Here is a 16,279-nt window from a genome sequence, read left to right as displayed (position 1 = left end):
CTCTGGGGACCTTCGGGAGCGGGCAGGAGAAGGAGCTGCCGGCGGTGACGAACCTCCATCTCGCGCCGCGAGACTCGAGGTCCGCCCGCGCCCGCTCAGCGTCTCGCCGTCGCCGTCACCGTCTTCGCGGTGATGTTGCCGCCGGCGTCGGTCGCGAGGATCGCGACGCCGAACGTCAGCGTCCGCAGCTGCGCGCGATCGAGCCAGATGCGCGTGTTGCGCGGCAACCTCACGCGCAGCGTCGTCGTGCGGTTGGCGGCGACGCGCGCGTTGGAGAGCCGCCCGATCGCGACCGTGCCCTTGCGCTGCTTCGCCATTCTCAGCCTGCGCGCGGTCGCCGCCGGCAGCGTGATCGTCGCGATCACTCTCACGCGCTCGTCGGAGCGCAGCCGCAGCGGGATGCCCGCCTTGCTCAGCACCGTTCTGAGGCTGCGGCGCCTGGGCAGCGGCACGGCGACCTTCGACAGCTTCGGATCGGCGTCGACGGCGACGGGCCCTCTCTGCTCCGGCGCCGGTCTCGACGGCGGTGGCGTGACCGTGCCGGGGTCGCGCGGCGTCTGGTCGCCGCCGGGCGGCGGGGTGCCGGGGTCCGACGGAGGGCCCGGGTCCGACGGGTCGCCGGGATCTGACGGATCGCCCGGGTCCGGCGGATCGGGCGGGTCGGGCGGGTCGACGGCTCTCGTCGGCGGCCCATAGACGGCCAGCTCGGCCATGTCCATGAACCAGTTCTCCGACGAGCCGACGCCGCCCTGCGGGCTCAGCATCGTCATCCGCACGTAGCGCACGCCGGCGGTCGTGCCGGCATACGGCGGGAGCACGGTGAGGTAGTGGTTGTGCGCGCGCGTGAAGGTGCCCGTCGCGGCCAGTCTCCAGTTCGACCCGTCGGTCGAGGTGTGCAGCTGGTAGCCGCCCAGCGACGCGCTGTCGTCGTCGCCGCAGATCGCGCCGGGGTCGACCTCGAAGCTGCTCACGTCGACCGCGGCCGGCAGTCTCAGCACCAGCTCGCGCGGCGATCTGTCCGCGGGCGGCAGGCCCGCGTGCAACGAGCCGTCGTAGCCGGGCTGGTAGCTGCCCCAGCCGTAGGCGCTGGTGCCGTCGATCGCGTCCTCGGGCCCGCAGCCGAGCGCGGTCAGGTCCGGGCCGCTGAAGCTCTGCACCGTCGCCAGGCCCGAGCGCGACGCCCAGTTGCGGCGCAGTCTGAGGTCCAGCACGCTGGAGCCGTCAGGCGCGACGGTCACGTCCGCCTGCTTGGTCGTCGCGTAGCCGTTGCGCTGCACCAGCAGGCGCGGGTACTCGATCCCGGCGAGCGCGTCCCCGATCTCGTAGGCGCCGTCGGCGTCGGTCTCGTCGCTGGGGCCGTCGGCGCCCGGGACGCTCGGCAGCCGCACGACCGCGCCCGCGATCGGCACCCCGGTGTCGGCGTCGGTGACGGTCCCGCGCAGCGCCGCGGTCGGCGTGCCGGAGGGCGGCGGCAGGTGGAAGTCGGCGGTCGGGGCCGGGTCGTCGGCGTTGAGCGTCGCGGCGAAGTAGCCCATCCCGCGCGCGGCGAAGACGTCCCAGATCAGCTGGCGGTGGAACTCTCGCGCGTCCGGGTCGGCGACCAGGTCGGCGGCGTTCGCGGCCAGGATCGCGTCGCGCATGTCGAGGAACGACGGCTCCGGCGGCGCCAGCCGCATCCCCTCGGTCACCAGCAGCCGCGTCGTGTACTCGCCCTGGTCGATCCCGTCCTGCTCGGTGCCGCCGGCGCTGAGCGCGTCCTCGATCCCCGCTCTGATCAGCGCGCCGCGCAGGTCCCACAGCGTCTGCGCCCAGATCTCGCCGTCGGCATGGACCTCCGGGCCGTAGTCGGCGATCACCCTGCCGTAGTCGGCGTAGGTGAAGCCGCCGCCGGCGCACTCCGGGGCGCTGCTGTCGACCGGGCAGTCGAGCGCGGCCTCGCGCAGCGAGCCGGTCTGCCCCTGCGAGATGTAGCTCCCGAGCAGCACGTCGCCGTCGGCGGCTCTGTCGACCTGGTCGCCCTCGGCGGTGAGGAAGTCCATCGCGTAGAAGTCGCTGAACCCCTCCCCCATCGCGCCGGCCTGCGGCGCGTTGAGCGCCTGCTCGCCGTCGTCGTCGGTGATGAGGCGGCTGGAGAGCCCGTGCGTGTACTCGTGGTAGACGATCGAGGCGTCGTCGCCGCCGTTGGCGTCGACGGTCGGATCGGTCGACGGGTCGGCGCCCGGCATGAACAGGTACATCTGCATCCGCGGGGACTCGCCGTCGGGCGGCGTGAACATGTTCGCGTTGTTGAGATGGTCGTTGTCCGGGTGGTGCTCGTGGACGAAGTCCTCGCCGTCGACGTAGGTCTTGTCGGCGCCGTCGTCGGTGTTGGCGATCACGTAGTCGTCGCCGAAGAAGTTGCCGGAGCCTCTGTCGAAGCCGATCGGGTCCTCGGCGAGGTGCTGCTTGTAGCGGTTGAGGAACCAGAAGACCTGGACCGCGTTCTGCGCGCGGTTGACGTTCCAGCCGCCGATGCCGGTCTGGTCGGAGAGGTCTCTCCACGAGCACGGGTAGGTCGCGCTGCAGAACGACCAGCCCGGCGAGACGACGTTGAACGGGTAGTCCCAGACCGGCACGCCGGCATCGACGTCGTTGCTCGGGATCTCCTCGGAGAGCCCCGCGGCGTCGTTGTCGTCGACGTCGGAGTAGACGTGCGCGTTGAGCCCCTTCAGCCGCGTTCCGCCGGACGTGATCCAGCCCTGCGGGAAGCGCCGTTGCACCTGCCTCCAGGCGGGCTCGCCGTTTCTGCCGGTGGTGCCCAGGCGCGGATTCGGCAGCGTCTCGTCGCTGGGCGCGAAGGCCCACGCGCCGCCGCCGTCGGCGCCGCCCGCGGCGCCGCTGTCGGCGAAGCGGACGAGGTTGGAGCGCTTCAGGATCGCGCCGCTGTCGGCGTCGAGCACGTAGGAGTAGCGGTGCGTGCTGTCGGCGTCGACGCGCACGTGCCAGGCCAGCCGCGGACCGTCGTGGGCGGCGAAGATCACGAGCTTCGGAGCCGGTGGCGCGCCGGCGTCTGTGCCCGCGCCCGGCTGTCCGGCCGGCGCGCCGGCGTCGCGGCGCACGCGCGCCAGCGCCTGGTCGCCCGACAGCCGCGGCGTCGTGCTCGCGACCGCCGTGTCGGGCAGCGGCGCGCCGCCGAGCGCGATCAGCCGGCCGTCGCGCGCGACCGCGGCGCGCAGCCCGGCGCCGAGCACCGGAATGTCGCGGTAGCGCTGCGTCCAGCGCATGTGGCGCACGCCGGCGGGCGTGACGGTCGTGCGCGGCGTGCCGAGCGCCGACAGCTCGCCGCCGGTCAGTCCGAAGACACCGGAATGCGCCCGGACGTAGTCGAGCGCGACGGTCTCCGCGCTGCTCGCGGAGCGGCCGGTCAGTGCGCCGTCGGTGCGCAGCAGCTGGCGCGGGGTGCCGTTGACGGGGTCGATCGAGACGACGCCCTGCGGTCCCAGCTGCCGCGCGAGCGCGTCGACGGCGCCGCCCGGCGCGCTCGGATCGTCGACCGCGACGGCCGCGCGCACGTCATAGGGCGCCTGCCCCGTGCGCTGCTGCGACGGGCCCAGCGCGTTCGCACCGGCAGGCAGGAGCACCGCCGTGGCGGCTGTCGCGAGCGCGGCGGCGAGCGCTGAGCGACGGGCGAGACGGGCACGGCGCTGCGACATGCAGACGGTTTCCTTCGGGGCAACGGGGACGGACGCGCTGCAACTCCAATCGGCAGCCAACGCGAATGCTTTAGCGCTTTCAAGGATTGCGGTCGGGTCGGACGGTCGTTGGCATGTCGCCGCTCGCCTGCCGAACTGTGTCCGGGCGATGGCTAGACTGGACCACTCCCTCCACAGGGAACTGCTCTGTGAACAGCGAAGACACCGCCCAGAACGAGGGGCCGACGGCCTACCCGAGCGCTGCTCCGCTGGAGTTCCGTAGCGTCGGCAAACGCTACCCCGGCGCTGACAGACCTGCGATCGAGGACCTCTCCTTCGCCGTCCCGGCGGGCGAGATCTGCGTCCTCGTCGGGCCGTCCGGCTGCGGCAAGACGACCGCGATGCGGCTCGTCAACCGGATGATCGACATGACCTCCGGCGAGATCCTGCTCGACGGCAAGAGCATCACGACCCGCAAGGGCTCGGATCTGCGCCGCGAGATCGGCTACGTGATCCAGCAGATCGGCCTCTTCCCGCACCTGACGATCGCGCAGAACGTCGCGACGGTGCCGAAGCTGCTCGGCTGGGACAAGCACCGCACCGAGCGCCGCGTCGCCGAGCTGATGGAGCTGATCGGCCTCGACCCGGACCTCGGCGCACGCTACCCCGGACAGCTGTCGGGCGGCCAGCGCCAGCGCGTCGGCGTCGCCCGCGCGCTCGCCGCCGACCCGCCGCTGATGCTGATGGACGAACCGTTCGGCGCGATCGACCCGATCAACCGCGCGAGACTGCAGAACGAGTTCCTGCGGCTGCAGAGCCAGATCAGAAAGACGATCGTCTTCGTCACGCACGACATCGACGAGGCGATCAAGATGGGCGACCGGATCGCGATCCTGCGCGAGGGGGGCCACCTGGCGCAGTTCGCCACGCCCGACGAGCTGCTCGCCGCGCCGGCCGACGACTTCGTCGCGAAGTTCGTCGGCGCCGACCGCGGCCTCAAGCGACTGACGCTCAGCAGACTCGCCGACGTCGAACTGGCCGACGCCAACGTCGCGCACATCGGCACCCCGGCGGAGGAGGCGCGCCGGATCGCGCAGCAGCACGGCGCAAACGAGCTGGTCGTGTTGGACAGCGCCGAGCAGCCGATCGGGCGCCTGCCGATAGAGCGCCTCAACGGGCTGCCGGTCGCGGCCGAGGACGCCGAGCCGCTCGCCGCGATCGCCGGCCGCGACACCTCCCTGCACGACGCGCTGTCGCTCGTCGTCGCCGACCGCAACCGGCCGCTCGTCGTCGTCGAGGCCGACGGCAGGCTGGCTGGCCTCGTCTCGCTCGAGCTGATCAGCAACTCGCTGCGCCCGCCGGAGTGATCATGGACGGCGCTCTCTTCGCGCAGTCCGCACCGGTGATCCCCGACTTCGGCAGAGGCAGCTCCTGCGAGCGCAACGACGGCCTCTTCTGCTGGGGCTGGGTGAAGGACAACTGGGCCGACACGCTGCAGCCGGCGCTGCTGCAGCACATCCTGCTGACGCTGATAGCGGTCGTGATCGGCTCCGCGATCGCGTTCGCGCTGGCGCTCGCCGCGCACCGCCGCGGCTGGCTGGCGACCCCGATCGTCGTCGTCACCGGCTTCCTCTACACGATCCCGTCGCTGGCGCTGTTCCAGCTGCTGGTCCCGTTCACCGGCCTGACGCGCCTGACGGCCGAGATCGCGCTCGTCTCCTACACGCTGCTGATCCTCTTCCGCAACGTCCTCGCGGGCCTGTCCGGCGTGCCGGCGGAGGTGCGCGACGCGGCGCGCGGGATGGGCATGACCGAGCAGCAGCTGCTGTGGAAGGTCGAGCTGCCGCTGGCGCTGCCGGCGATCTTCGCGGGCCTGCGGATCGCGACCGTGACGGTCATCAGCCTCGCGACGATCGCCGTCTTCGTCGTCAACGAAGGCCTTGGTGCCCCGATCTACACGGCGCTGCAGCAGACCTTCAGCACCGAGCTGCTGGCGGCCGGCGGGCTGTGCGTGGCGCTCGCGCTGATCGCCGACGGGCTGCTGGTGCTGGTGCAGCGGGCGCTGTCGCCGTGGTCGCGGGCGGTGCGGCGATGAACGACTTCACCGACGCGCTCAAGTTCATCGGCGACAACGTCTCGCTGCTGTGGGAGCTGACGCTCGACCACCTCGCGCTGACCGGCGCCTCGATGGGGATCGCGCTGCTGATCGCGCTCCCGATCGGCGTCTGGCTGGGCCACCTGCACCGCGGCTCGTTCGTCGCGATCAGCATCTCCAACATCGGCCGCGCGCTGCCGAGCCTCGCGCTGATCGCGATCGGCGTCGCGCTGCTGGGGATCGGCTTCGTCAACGTGATGGTCGCGCTGGTCGTGCTGGCGGTCCCGCCGATGCTGACGAACGCCTACGTCGCGATCGACCAGGTCGACCCCGACTCGGTCGAGGCCGCGCGCGGGATGGGCATGACGTCGACCGAGGTGCTGCTGCGGGTCGAGCTGCCGCTCGCCCTGCCATTGATCTTCGCGGGCGTTCGCACCGCCGTCGTGTATGTGATCGCGACTGCGACGCTCGCGCCGCTCGCCGGGGCGCACAGCCTCGGCGACATCATCGTCGACCAGGCGACGTACCGCCTCCCGGGCGTGCTCGGGGCGGCGATCTGCGTCGCGGCGCTGGCACTGGTCGCCGAGCTGCTGTTCGCTGCGCTGCAGCGGGCGGTGACCCCGCGCGGGTTGCGCGCGGGGCGAGCAGAACGCGAGCTCTCCGCCGTCGGTCCGCCGGCGGCGACGGAGACCGTATGACGGGCGCCGGAGGACAGAGGAGGTCTCCGGCGGTCGGGGGGAAGGAGGGGACGTGCTGGTGAGTACGCCAACAGAGAAAGGACATCCCAACGTGAAGCAGGGAACGTTGCGCACACTGCTGATGGCAGTCGCCGCGCTCGTGCTGGCCTTCGGAGTCGCCGCCTGCGGCAGCGACGACGACAGCAGCACGACCGCCGCCACTTCCACCGGCGCCGGGACCGAGACCACGTCCGGCGCGCTGCCGGGCGAGGGCAAGCCGGCGGTGACGCTCGGCACGAAGAACTTCACCGAGCAGTTCGTGCTGGGCCAGCTGTACAAGCAGGCGCTGGAGGCGAGAGGCTTCAGAGTCGACCTGAAGGAGAACATCGGCTCGACCGAGATCGCCGACAGAGCGCTCAGAAGCGGCCAGATCGACATGTACCCCGAGTACATCGGGATCTTCAACACGACCGTCGCGGGCGACACGAGACTGTTCGGCTCGCCGGATGAGGCGCTCGCCGCCGGCCAGGCGTTCGCGGAGAGAAACGGCTTCACGCTGTTGCCGCTGACGCCGTTCACCGACACCGACGCGCTCGCCGTGCTGCCGGACTACGCGGCGGAGAACAACCTCAGATCGGTCGCCGACCTGGCGAAGATCAGAGGTCTGAAGCTCGGCGCGCCGCCGGAGTTCCGCAGACGCCCGACGGGCCTGCCGGGCCTGGCGAGAGCGTACGGGATCACCGACGTGCAGTTCTCGCCGCTGACGATCGGGCTGCAGTACGACGCGCTCGACAACAGAAAGATCGACGTCGCGGACGTCTTCACGACGGACGGTCAGCTGACCGGCGGCAGATACGTCGTGCTGAGAGATCCGAAGAACGTCTTCGGCTTCCAGAACGTCACGCCGGTCGTCTCCTCGAGAGTCCTCGAAGCCGAGGGCCCCGCGTTCAGAGAGACGCTCGACGCCGTCAGCGCGAAGCTGACGACGGAGGCGATGCAGAGAATGAACGCCGCCGTCGCGATCGACAAGCAGCAGCCGGACGCGGTCGCGAGAGCGTACCTGGAGGCCAACGGGCTGCTGTAGCTCAGTCGAGCGTGACCACCTTCTCGACCTTGGCGACGCGTCCTCCCGCGTGCGGGAAATGCGCCGTCAGGGTCGTGAAGGAGAAGCTGAAGCCGATCCGGCCGGCTCGCGGAGCCATCGCCCGTGCGGCGGCTCCGCTCGCTTCATGCCGGGTCGCGGAGCCATCGCCCGTGCGGCGGCTCCGCTCGCTTCATTCCGGGTCGCGCTAGCGGCGGACCTTCACCGCGACGGTCGCCGTCTGCTTGCCGTGGCTGTCGAGCGCCGCGAACGTGACGCGCCGCGCCGAGGCAGGGAGGCGCAGCGACGCCACGCCGCGGCGCACCGTCGCCCGGGCGAGCGTCCGGCTGCCATGGCGGGCGACGATCTTGCTGGCGCGGGTGGCCTTCACCGCGCAGCGCACTCCGGTGATCGCGCGCTTCTTCTTCACCAGCGTGCAGGTGACCTTCGGCGTCGGACCGGCGGGGCCGCGATCGCCCTTGGGGCCGGCGGGACCGGCGGCGCCCGTGTCGCCCTTGGGGCCCGCGACACCCGCTGCGCCGGCCGGACCGGTGTCGCCCCTGGCGCCGGCGTCGCCCTTGGCGCCCGGTCCGCCGGTGGCGCCCGTGTCGCCTCTGGGGCCGGTGCTGCCGGTGTCCCCTCTCGGCCCCGTCTCGCCGGTCTCCCCTCTCGGGCCGGTCGCGCCGGTGTCGAAGTCGGCGACCGCGGCGGTCTCGCTGCTGACCGAAGCGGCCGAGACGGCTCTGACCGGACCGCTGACGCGCGTGCCGACGACGCTGCAGCTGATTCTCGCGCCGACGTCCTCGGCCGAGAGCGTGTAGCGCGTGCCGTCGGCGGCCGCGATCGGCGTGCCGTCGCGCAGCCACGTGTAGGCGTACTCGACCGTGCCGGTGCCGGTGAACGCCGGCGCCAGGCAGGTCAGCGTGCGGCCGGCCTTCGCGGTGCCGCCGAGGGTCGTGCCGTCACCGCTGACGGCGGGACGCGTCGTGTAGATGCGCAGCTGCGAGGAGGGATCCGCGGCGCTGGAGATCACGTTGGTGGCCGGCTCCTGCGAGAAGCCGAAGTCGTTGTCGTTGACGACCGCGATCCCCGGGATCCCGTTCAGCAGCGCGATGCCCTCGATCTTGCCGTTGAGGAACTCGACGCCGCCGTCTCTCTGGAAGCCGATGTTGAGGTACTCCGACTTGGGGGCCGCTCTGACCGGCGTCGGCAGGTGTGACAGCTCGCTCTCCGAGCCATTGTCGAAGAAGCAGCCGAGCGGCTGCGTACGGCCCTCGACGGTCGTGCTCGCACCGCGCTCGGCGTACGTGTCGTAGGCGGGATCGGCCTGCAGGTTGGTCGCCTCGTTGAGGTCGACCTCGAAGAACTTGCGGCCGTTCTTGTCCGCGTTGACGTCGTCGTGCTCGTCGACGATCAGTCTGCGCGCGCCGTTCCAGGCGATGTCGCTGACGCGCAGGAACGCCTGCGTGTCAGGGTTCGTCGCCGACAGCTGGTTGAGCCGGTAGATCCACTCGCCGGTCAGTCTCGGCTGCGAGGAGTCGGTCACGTCGAACTCGACGATCCGCAGGTCACGCCACCAGTTCGTGCTCGTCGGTCTCGTCGTGCCGGCGTCGCCGGAGCCGACGCAACTGGCGGTGCCGTAGCCGAGCGACGCCGGGTACCCGGCCGTGTCGAGCGAGTTCTGCATGATCGCGTAGAGCTTCGTGCCGTCGGGCGACTGCGCGAGGCCCTCCAAGCCGCGGTTGAGCTTGCGCGCGTTGTACTCGTGCGGGAGCAGCTCCTGCAGCGACGGCTCGTCCTGGGACGGGCCGCCGTAGGCGTCCGACAGCGGCGTGAAGCCGGCGGTCGGGTCGGTGTCGAGCAGCGCGCCGGCGCCCTCGGGCACGATCCGGTCGCGCATCACGCCGTTGCGGTCGAGGTGCACGATCGACGGTCGGTATTCGTCGCTGACCCAGTAGGAGCCGTCGCGCGGGTCGCGCGTGATGCCCTCGGTGTCGAGGCCGTACGGGTCGGTCGGCAGGTACTCGCTGAGCGTCGTGTCGTTGCTCATCAGATACGTGCGGTCGTCGACTCTCGCGTCGACGACGTTGCGGATGCCGGTGATCAGCGACGGGTCCCCGGCGAAGGTCGCCTCGGAGCGGCGCGGGTCGGTCCCGGGCACGCGGATCTGCGTGCGCGAGAGAACGGCGAGGCGGCCGTCGGCATCGGCCTCCAGCTCGAGGATCGTCGGCGAGTAGGTCGGCGACGGAAACGTTCTGCCGTCGACGGAGCCGGCGACGGCGCCGTTGGGCCCGCGGTCGGAGATCGTCAGGAAGCGGCGGTTGCCGCTGCCGGGCACCACCTGCAGCGCGGACAGCCCGCCCTCGCGCATCCCTCTGTTGCCGAACAGGTCGCCGGTCGAGAGGATCGGGCTGAGGTCCGTCAGGTTCGGCGTCGGCAGGACCAGCGCGCGATCGAGCGCATACCGCCCAGCCTCCACGGGATCGCTGAGTGCCGCGGCCGAAGCCGGCGCAGCAATCGCGAGGGCCGCGCCCACGGAGGCAGCCAAGGTCGTGATCGTCTTCATGGCGCGACGCTACGGCCGCCGGTGCAACGGGTTCGTGACCGACCGGTGAAGATCACGTGGTCGTCGTGTGAAGCGCGCGGGCGGTTGAAGCGCATGACCGATCAGCGACCAGACCGCTCGCTCGGTGACAACTCCCGGCCGGCGCCGAAGCGACCGCCCGCAGGCTATCTCGGCGCTGGCGCGACCGCGAGCTCTTGTGCGATTGCGGCGTCGGCGAGGTCGCGGTCCCAGGTCGCCATGACAAGGCCGGACGCGTCGATTGCGGCCGCCGACGCGAGATGGACCGCGTCGTACCCGCGCAGCGCGTGCTGTTGCGCAAGCGCTCCGGCTGCTCGTGCGAGCGGTGCGTCGAGGCCGATCACGTTGAGCTCTTCGCACCGTTCGTCGATCGTCCGGACGGCGGCTCTGAGCGTGCGCGCGTCGATGCGGCCGCCACGATGCGCTGCCGCCGCAGCAGCACGTGCTTCGGGGTAGATCAGCTGGCTGGAGGTGGTGGCGTCAGCGCGGTCCCACAGCTCAGCCGCGACCTCGGACCCAGACTCGTCGAAGACGAGCTTGATCAACGCGGAGGCGTCGAAGTAGACGATCAGCGTCGCTGCTCAGCGACGAGGTCCGAAACAGGAGCAGCGGCAGCGAGCCGCTTGCGACCGCTGACGGGGCGCTTGCGCTGCGCCGGCTCATGCACGAGACCGCGCGCTCGCAGCTCAGCAAGCGGATCGCCGGATTCCAACGGAGAGAGCCGCGCGACACGCTGCCCGCGCATCGTCACGAAGACCTCGCCGCCCTCCGCCGCGTGCCGCACATAGCGACTGAGCTGGTCGTGCAGTTCGCGCACCCCGACCTCTCTCTTGAGCGCAACTCCATGTGGCGTCATGGAGATCACCTTAGACGCTACATGGAGCCAACGACAAGGCGGCCCACGCCGGGCTGCTCAGCCCGCCGAGCCGCCGTTCGGCGAGTGCCCGTTCGTCGAGTAGCGCACGAAGCGGGCTGCGACGGTGGCGGGCACACGGGCGGTGACGCGGACGCCTTCGGGGGTGTCCTCGCGCACGAGGTCGCCGGCGATCTGGTGCAGCTCGGCGAGTCTGCCGCCCTCGCTGTAGGGCATCAGCAGCTCGACGTCCTGCAGGCGGCGCTCGAACTCCTCCTCGATCCGCTCGCCCAGCTCCTCCAGCCCCTCGCCCGTCCTGGCGGAGACGAGCAGGCCGTCGGGGTGGCGCAGCTGGACCTCGTGGCGCTCGTCCTCGGTCAGCGCGTCGGCCTTGTTGAGGATCAGCATGCGCGGCTGCTCGCCGGCGCCGATGTCGCCGAGCACGGAGTCGACCGCGCGCATCATCTCGTCCAGCTCCTCCTCGGGCGCGGAGGCGTCGACGACGTGCAGCAGCAGGTCCGCCAGCCGCGTCTCCTCCAGCGTCGCGCCGAACGCCTCGACGAGCTGGTGAGGCAGCTTGCGGATGAAGCCGACGGTGTCGGTCAGCAGGTAGTCGCGGCCGCCGAGTCTGTAGGAGCGCGTCGTCGGGTCGAGCGTGTGGAAGAGCCGGTCGCGCACGCCGACCTCGGCGCCGGTCAGTTTGTTCAGCAGCGTCGACTTGCCCGCGTTGGTGTAGCCGACGAGCGCCACCGTCGGCAGCTGCGCGCGGTCGCGCTCGGCGCGCATCGTCTCGCGAGCGCCTCTGACGCGCTCGAGTCTGCGCCGCAGCGCGGTGATGCGGTCACGCGCGAGGCGGCGGTCGGTCTCGATCTGCGACTCGCCCGGGCCACGCGTGCCGACGCCGGCGCCGAGGCGCTCGAGGTGGGTCCACAGGCCGCGCATGCGCGCGAGGTTGTACTGCAGCTGCGCCAGCTCGACCTGCAGCTTGCCCTCGGCCGAGTGCGCGTGGCCGGCGAAGATGTCGAGGATCACGGTCGTGCGGTCGACGACCGGCGTGTCGAGCGCTCTCTCGAGGTTGCGCTCCTGGCGCGGGCTGAGCTCGTCGTCGACGGCGACGACGTTGGCGCCGGACTCCTTCAGCAGCTCCTTCAGCTCCTGCAGCTTGCCGGACCCCAGGTACGTGTTCGGGTGCGGCTTCTCCATGTGCTGGACCAGCTGCCCGACGGTCGCGACGCCCGCGGTGCGCAGCAGCTCCTCCAGTTCGGCGAGGTCCTCGCCCTGCTCCAGCGCGGCGATCATGAACGCGCGCTGTCGCGCGCGCCCTGCCTGCGATCTCTCAGATGTGAGCGTCTCGTTCGAGCGCCCGTTGCGGCTGCGGGTCGTCGTCATCTACATACGAGTCTAGTGACGCCCGCCCTCCGCCGGGACGCGATCGTCAGCGCGTCCGGTCCACCCCGCGCGCCCGCTCCGAAGCGGGCCAACCGCTATGCCCGCGGCCGGTCCGCAACCGCGAAGACCTGGCGGTAGCGCTTGACGCTCCCGAAGACGCGGGCCAGCGCGTCGAACGCCGGACGCGGCAGCCGCGGGAACAGCCACTCGTTGTAATAGGGCTGCAGGTAGGTGAAGGCGCGGGCGCTGCGCACGTCGAACCCGACCTCCTGGAGCAGGTTGGTCAGCAGCAGCGGGGTCCAGGTGAACAGGTGATGGTTCGGGTCGCTGCCGTCGACCTTGCGCTGGGCCTTCTGCCGCCAGTCGTCCAGCGGCAGACAGAGGACCAGCCGGCCGCCGGGCCGCACGATCCGGAACAGCTCCTGCAGCTCGGTGTACGGGGAGAGCGAGTGCTCGAGCGCGTGGTTGGAGATCACCACGTCCGCCCATCCGTCCTCGACCTCGGCCGGACCGGCGACCGTGTCGATGCCGAGCTCGGACGCGTGCTGCCGGGCGACCGGGTTCGGCTCGATCCCGAGCTTCTCCCGGGCGTTCGCCAGCTTCAGCAGCCAGCCGGTCCCGCACCCGAAGTCCACGAGTCGGTCACCGGACCCGATGTACGGCTCGAACCGCGTGATCGAGATCTGCGCCGCCGTACGCGCCCCGGCCACCTGGTACGAGAAGTAGTCGGCGCCGTGCTCGTCGTACTGCGCCGAGACCGTCGTCGATGCGGGAGGGGTCTTGTCGTTGGTCACTCGTGATCCTCGTCTTCGGGGACGTCCCGCCCAGCCTACTCTCAGCCCAGTCTGCGGATCCGCTCGACGGCCTCCGCGAGGCGGTCGTCGGGCGTGGTGAGGGAGATGCGGAAGAAGCCCTCGCCGGAAGCTCCGTACGCGCCGCCCGGGGAGATCACGACGGCGGCCTGCTCCAGCACGTGCTCGCAGTAGGCGGCCGAGGACTCGTAGCCGGGGGGGATCGGTGCCCACACGTAGATCGTGCCCTTCGGCGCGGTCACGTCGACGCCGGCTGCCTTGAGGGCGTCGACGACGAGGTCGCGCCGGCGCGTGTAGATCGCGTTCATCGCCGCCACGTCCGCGTCGACCGCCGGCGAGAGCGCCTCGATCGCCGCCAGCTGGACCGCCTCGAACAGGCCCGAGTCGACGTTGCTCTTGAGCTTCCAGTAGGCCGCGATCGCGTCCGCGTTGCCGACGATCGCCGCGGCCCGCCAGCCGGTCATGTTGTAGCCCTTGGAGAGCGAGAAGACCTCGACGCCGACCTCCTTGGCGCCCGGCGTGGAGAGGAACGACGGCGCTGCATATCCGTCATACGTCGTCTCGCTGTAGGCGTTGTCGTGCACGACGAGGATGTCGTGCTTGCGCGCGAACTCCACGACCTGCTCGAAGAAGCCGTCCGGCACGATCGCGCCGGTCGGGTTGTTCGGGTAGTTGATGAACAGCAGCTTCGCGCGCGCCGCGTCGGCGTCGGAGATCGCGCCGAGGTCGGGCGCGAAGCCCAGCTCCGGCTTCAGCGGCATCAGCACCGAGCCGGCGCCGGCCAGCAGCGGTCCGCCGGTGTAGACCGGGTAGCCCGGGTCGGACGCGAGCGCGATGTCGTCGGGATCGAGGAACGTGAGGCTGAGGTTGAAGATGCACTCCTTCGCGCCGATCGCCGGCATCACCTCCGTCGCCGGATCGAGCGTCACGCCGAAGCGGCGCGCGTAGAAGGCTGCGAACGCCTCGCGGAAGTCCTGGCGGCCGCGGTTGGACGGGTACTGATGCGTGCCCGGGTCCGCGACGGCGCGCTGCGCGGCCGCGACGATCGGCGGGTACGTCGGCGTGTCGGGGTCGCCGATCCCGAGCGAGATGACGTCGATCCCCGCCGCCTTCTTGTCGGCGATCTTGCGCTCCAGCTGCGCGAACAGGTACGGCGGGATCAGGTCGAGTCGCTTACTCGGTCTCATGCAGCTCCTTGATGAAGTTCTCCGACAGCGTCCCCGTGAAGACGGGGACGGCCCAGCCGGTCAGGTTCACGTGCAGGTCCTCGGCCACCTCGACCTCCAGCTCGCCGCCGTCGAGCACGACGGTGACCGTCGAGGTGTCCGGATCGTGCGGATCTTCGCCCCCGCCGCCGCGCATCACGTGCGCGACCGCGGCGCCGGTCGCGCCGGTGCCGGAGGAGAGCGTCTCCCCGACGCCGCGCTCGAAGATCCGCGCGCGGATGCGGTCGTCGGCCAGCTCGGCGTACCAGGAGACGTTGGTGCGGTTGGGGAACAGCGCATGGGCCATGATCGCGTCGCCGATCGCGGGCAGGTCGAGCGCCTCCAGCTCCGCCTCGGAGCCGACGCGGATCGAGCACTGCGGGTTGCCGATCGAGACGTGCTGGAAGGCCCACGTCGTGCCGTCGGCGGTCAGCTCGGATCTGCCGTCGTCGGGGCCGCCGGGGAAGTCCTTGGAGGTCAGCTTCGCGCGGCCCATGTCGACCTTGCAGGTCGTCGGGCCGGTGATCGTCGGGCGGATCTCGCCGGCCGCGGTCATGATCGAGAAGGTGTCGGCGTCGACCCAGCCGCGCTGACGCAGGTACATGATCGCCTCGCGCGCGCCGTTGCCCGACAGCTCGGCCTCGGAGCCGTCGGGGTTGAAGATCTTCAGCTGCGCGACGTAGCCGGGCTCGGCCGTCTCGCTCAACAGCAGGATCCCGTCTGCGAAGACGCCGAAGTGGGCCGCGCAGAAGGCGCGCACGCGCGCGGGCGTCAGCTCGAACGGGAGGTCTCTGGCCTCGACGATCGCGTAGTCGTTGCCGAGCGCCTGCCACTTCTCGAACTTCACGCTGCCTCCGGGGATCTGGGGGTCGTCCGCTGCCGTGCTATCGGCGGCGGAGGTTATCTATCTCGGCTGCCACGTCATCCGCCGAGCGGCCGGTCGTGTCGATCGTCTCCGCGCCGGCCAGCTTGCGCATCCACGTCAGCTGGCGGCGGGCGTAGTTGCGCGTGTGACGCTGCATCGCCTCGACGTCGCCGGCCAGCAGGTCCGCGAAGCCGAGCGCCTTGCGGGCGGTGTCGGAGGCGCCGGCCGCATCTGCCCGCAGCACCTCCTCGCGCGCGCCCGCGGCGACCATGGCGCTGACGCGCTCGTCGATGCGCGCGTACAGCGCCTCGCGTTCCATCGTCAGGCCGGCCAGCAGCGTCGGGTGGCGCGTCTCGGCGGTCCACAGCTGCGACGGCTCGCCGGTCGGCGGCTCCAGCGCGCCGGCGTCGAGCAGCTCGTGCGCGCGCACGAGCCGCTGGCGGTCGTTGCGCTCGATCCCGGCCGCCGCCCACGGCGCGCGCTCGTTCAACTGCGCGTGCAGGGCGGGCGCGCCGACGCGCTCCAGCTCCGCCAGCCAGCGCTCGCGCGCGCCCTCCGGCGGGGGCGGCTTCAGCCGCAGCTCGGTCAGCGCCGCGCGCAGGTAGAGGCCGGTGCCGCCGACGACGATCGGCGTGCGGCCCTCGGCGAGCGCCCGGTCGACCTCGGCGTGCGCCAGCTGCGCGTACCGCCCGGCGCTGAAGGTCGCGGCGACCGGCAGGAAGGAGATCAGGCGGTGCTCCAGCTCGGCCTGCTCGGTCGCGTCGGCCGCGCCCGTCAGCGTTTCGAGGCCGCCGTAGACCTGCAGCGCGTCGGCCGAGATCGCGACCGGGTCCTCCCCAGCCGCGCGCAGCCGGCGCGCGAGCGCGAGCGCGACGGACGTCTTCCCGATTCCCGTCGGACCGAAGATCGCGATGACGTTTGGCGTCATGCGGCGGAGTATGGCCGGCGGGCTGTGCTCGCCGTCCCGCGGGGCGATGGGGGTGCGGGCGGGCGACGACGCGGCAGCGCGCCCGCAGAGCGGACCGGCCCGCGCGGGCGAGCGCCGCG

13 protein-coding genes are annotated in these 16,279 nt (G+C 71.5%); 4 read left to right on the top strand and 9 right to left on the bottom strand.

Translation table 11 applies throughout. The features are described 5' to 3' along the window. Positions 1-95 precede the first annotated feature (95 nt). A complete protein-coding gene (locus Q7L65_RS09060; protein WP_304720560.1) occupies positions 96-3,692 on the bottom strand; it encodes a M36 family metallopeptidase in 3,597 nt (1,198 codons plus the stop codon). 188 nt (positions 3,693-3,880) lie between these two features. On the opposite strand from Q7L65_RS09060, the gene Q7L65_RS09055 reads away from it, so the two are divergent. From Q7L65_RS09055 to Q7L65_RS09040, 4 genes are all read left to right on the top strand, one after another. Continuing rightward, positions 3,881-5,038, top strand: coding sequence for an ABC transporter ATP-binding protein (locus Q7L65_RS09055; protein ID WP_304720559.1), 1,158 nt, complete (start codon positions 3,881-3,883; stop codon positions 5,036-5,038). 2 nt (positions 5,039-5,040) lie between these two features. Next, complete coding sequence (locus Q7L65_RS09050; protein ID WP_304720556.1) at positions 5,041-5,766, top strand: ABC transporter permease; 726 nt, start codon at positions 5,041-5,043, stop codon at positions 5,764-5,766. After that, positions 5,763-6,464: an ABC transporter permease gene (locus tag Q7L65_RS09045; protein ID WP_304720554.1), complete on the top strand. Its 702-nt coding sequence runs from the start codon at positions 5,763-5,765 to the stop codon at positions 6,462-6,464. The genes Q7L65_RS09050 and Q7L65_RS09045 overlap by 4 nt, the downstream gene beginning before the upstream one ends. Positions 6,465-6,555: 91 nt before the next feature. Next, positions 6,556-7,527 carry a glycine betaine ABC transporter substrate-binding protein gene (locus tag Q7L65_RS09040; RefSeq protein ID WP_304720552.1) on the top strand — a complete coding sequence of 324 codons (972 nt, stop codon included), beginning with the start codon at positions 6,556-6,558 and terminating at the stop codon, positions 7,525-7,527. Between the two features lie 205 nt (positions 7,528-7,732). On the opposite strand, the gene Q7L65_RS09035 is transcribed toward Q7L65_RS09040, so the two are convergent. The 8 genes from Q7L65_RS09035 to miaA all read right to left on the bottom strand — a co-directional run bounded on the left by Q7L65_RS09035 (position 7,733) and on the right by miaA (position 16,160). After that, positions 7,733-10,090, bottom strand: coding sequence for an esterase-like activity of phytase family protein (locus Q7L65_RS09035; RefSeq protein WP_304720550.1), 2,358 nt, complete (start codon positions 10,088-10,090; stop codon positions 7,733-7,735). Positions 10,091-10,254: 164 nt separating this feature from the next. Then, positions 10,255-10,677 carry a type II toxin-antitoxin system VapC family toxin gene (locus Q7L65_RS09030; protein WP_304721194.1) on the bottom strand — a complete coding sequence of 141 codons (423 nt, stop codon included), beginning with the start codon at positions 10,675-10,677 and terminating at the stop codon, positions 10,255-10,257. Further along, positions 10,677-10,964 carry a type II toxin-antitoxin system Phd/YefM family antitoxin gene (locus Q7L65_RS09025; RefSeq protein ID WP_304720548.1) on the bottom strand — a complete coding sequence of 96 codons (288 nt, stop codon included), beginning with the start codon at positions 10,962-10,964 and terminating at the stop codon, positions 10,677-10,679. Before Q7L65_RS09025 ends, Q7L65_RS09030 begins: the two co-directional genes overlap by 1 nt. A 57-nt stretch (positions 10,965-11,021) precedes the next feature. Next, on the bottom strand, positions 11,022-12,350 hold the full coding sequence (gene hflX, locus Q7L65_RS09020; protein WP_304720545.1) for a GTPase HflX: 1,329 nt from the start codon (positions 12,348-12,350) through the stop codon (positions 11,022-11,024). Between the two features lie 95 nt (positions 12,351-12,445). Further along, complete coding sequence (locus Q7L65_RS09015) at positions 12,446-13,144, bottom strand: class I SAM-dependent methyltransferase (RefSeq protein WP_304720543.1); 699 nt, start codon at positions 13,142-13,144, stop codon at positions 12,446-12,448. Positions 13,145-13,185: 41 nt separating this feature from the next. Then, positions 13,186-14,349: an LL-diaminopimelate aminotransferase gene (locus Q7L65_RS09010; RefSeq protein WP_304720540.1), complete on the bottom strand. Its 1,164-nt coding sequence runs from the start codon at positions 14,347-14,349 to the stop codon at positions 13,186-13,188. Then, entirely contained in the window at positions 14,336-15,214 is an 879-nt protein-coding gene (gene dapF / locus Q7L65_RS09005) for a diaminopimelate epimerase (RefSeq protein WP_304720539.1), read from the bottom strand. The genes Q7L65_RS09010 and dapF overlap by 14 nt, the downstream gene beginning before the upstream one ends. Before the next feature lie 37 nt (positions 15,215-15,251). Continuing rightward, positions 15,252-16,160, bottom strand: a complete 909-nt coding sequence (gene miaA, locus Q7L65_RS09000; protein WP_304720536.1) for a tRNA (adenosine(37)-N6)-dimethylallyltransferase MiaA — start codon at positions 16,158-16,160, stop codon at positions 15,252-15,254. Positions 16,161-16,279 lie beyond the last annotated feature (119 nt).

It is taken from the genome of Conexibacter sp. CPCC 206217 (genome assembly GCF_030646165.1).
GTDB lineage: Bacteria > Actinomycetota > Thermoleophilia > Solirubrobacterales > Solirubrobacteraceae > Conexibacter.
This window is presented reverse-complemented; position numbering and strand designations above follow the sequence as displayed.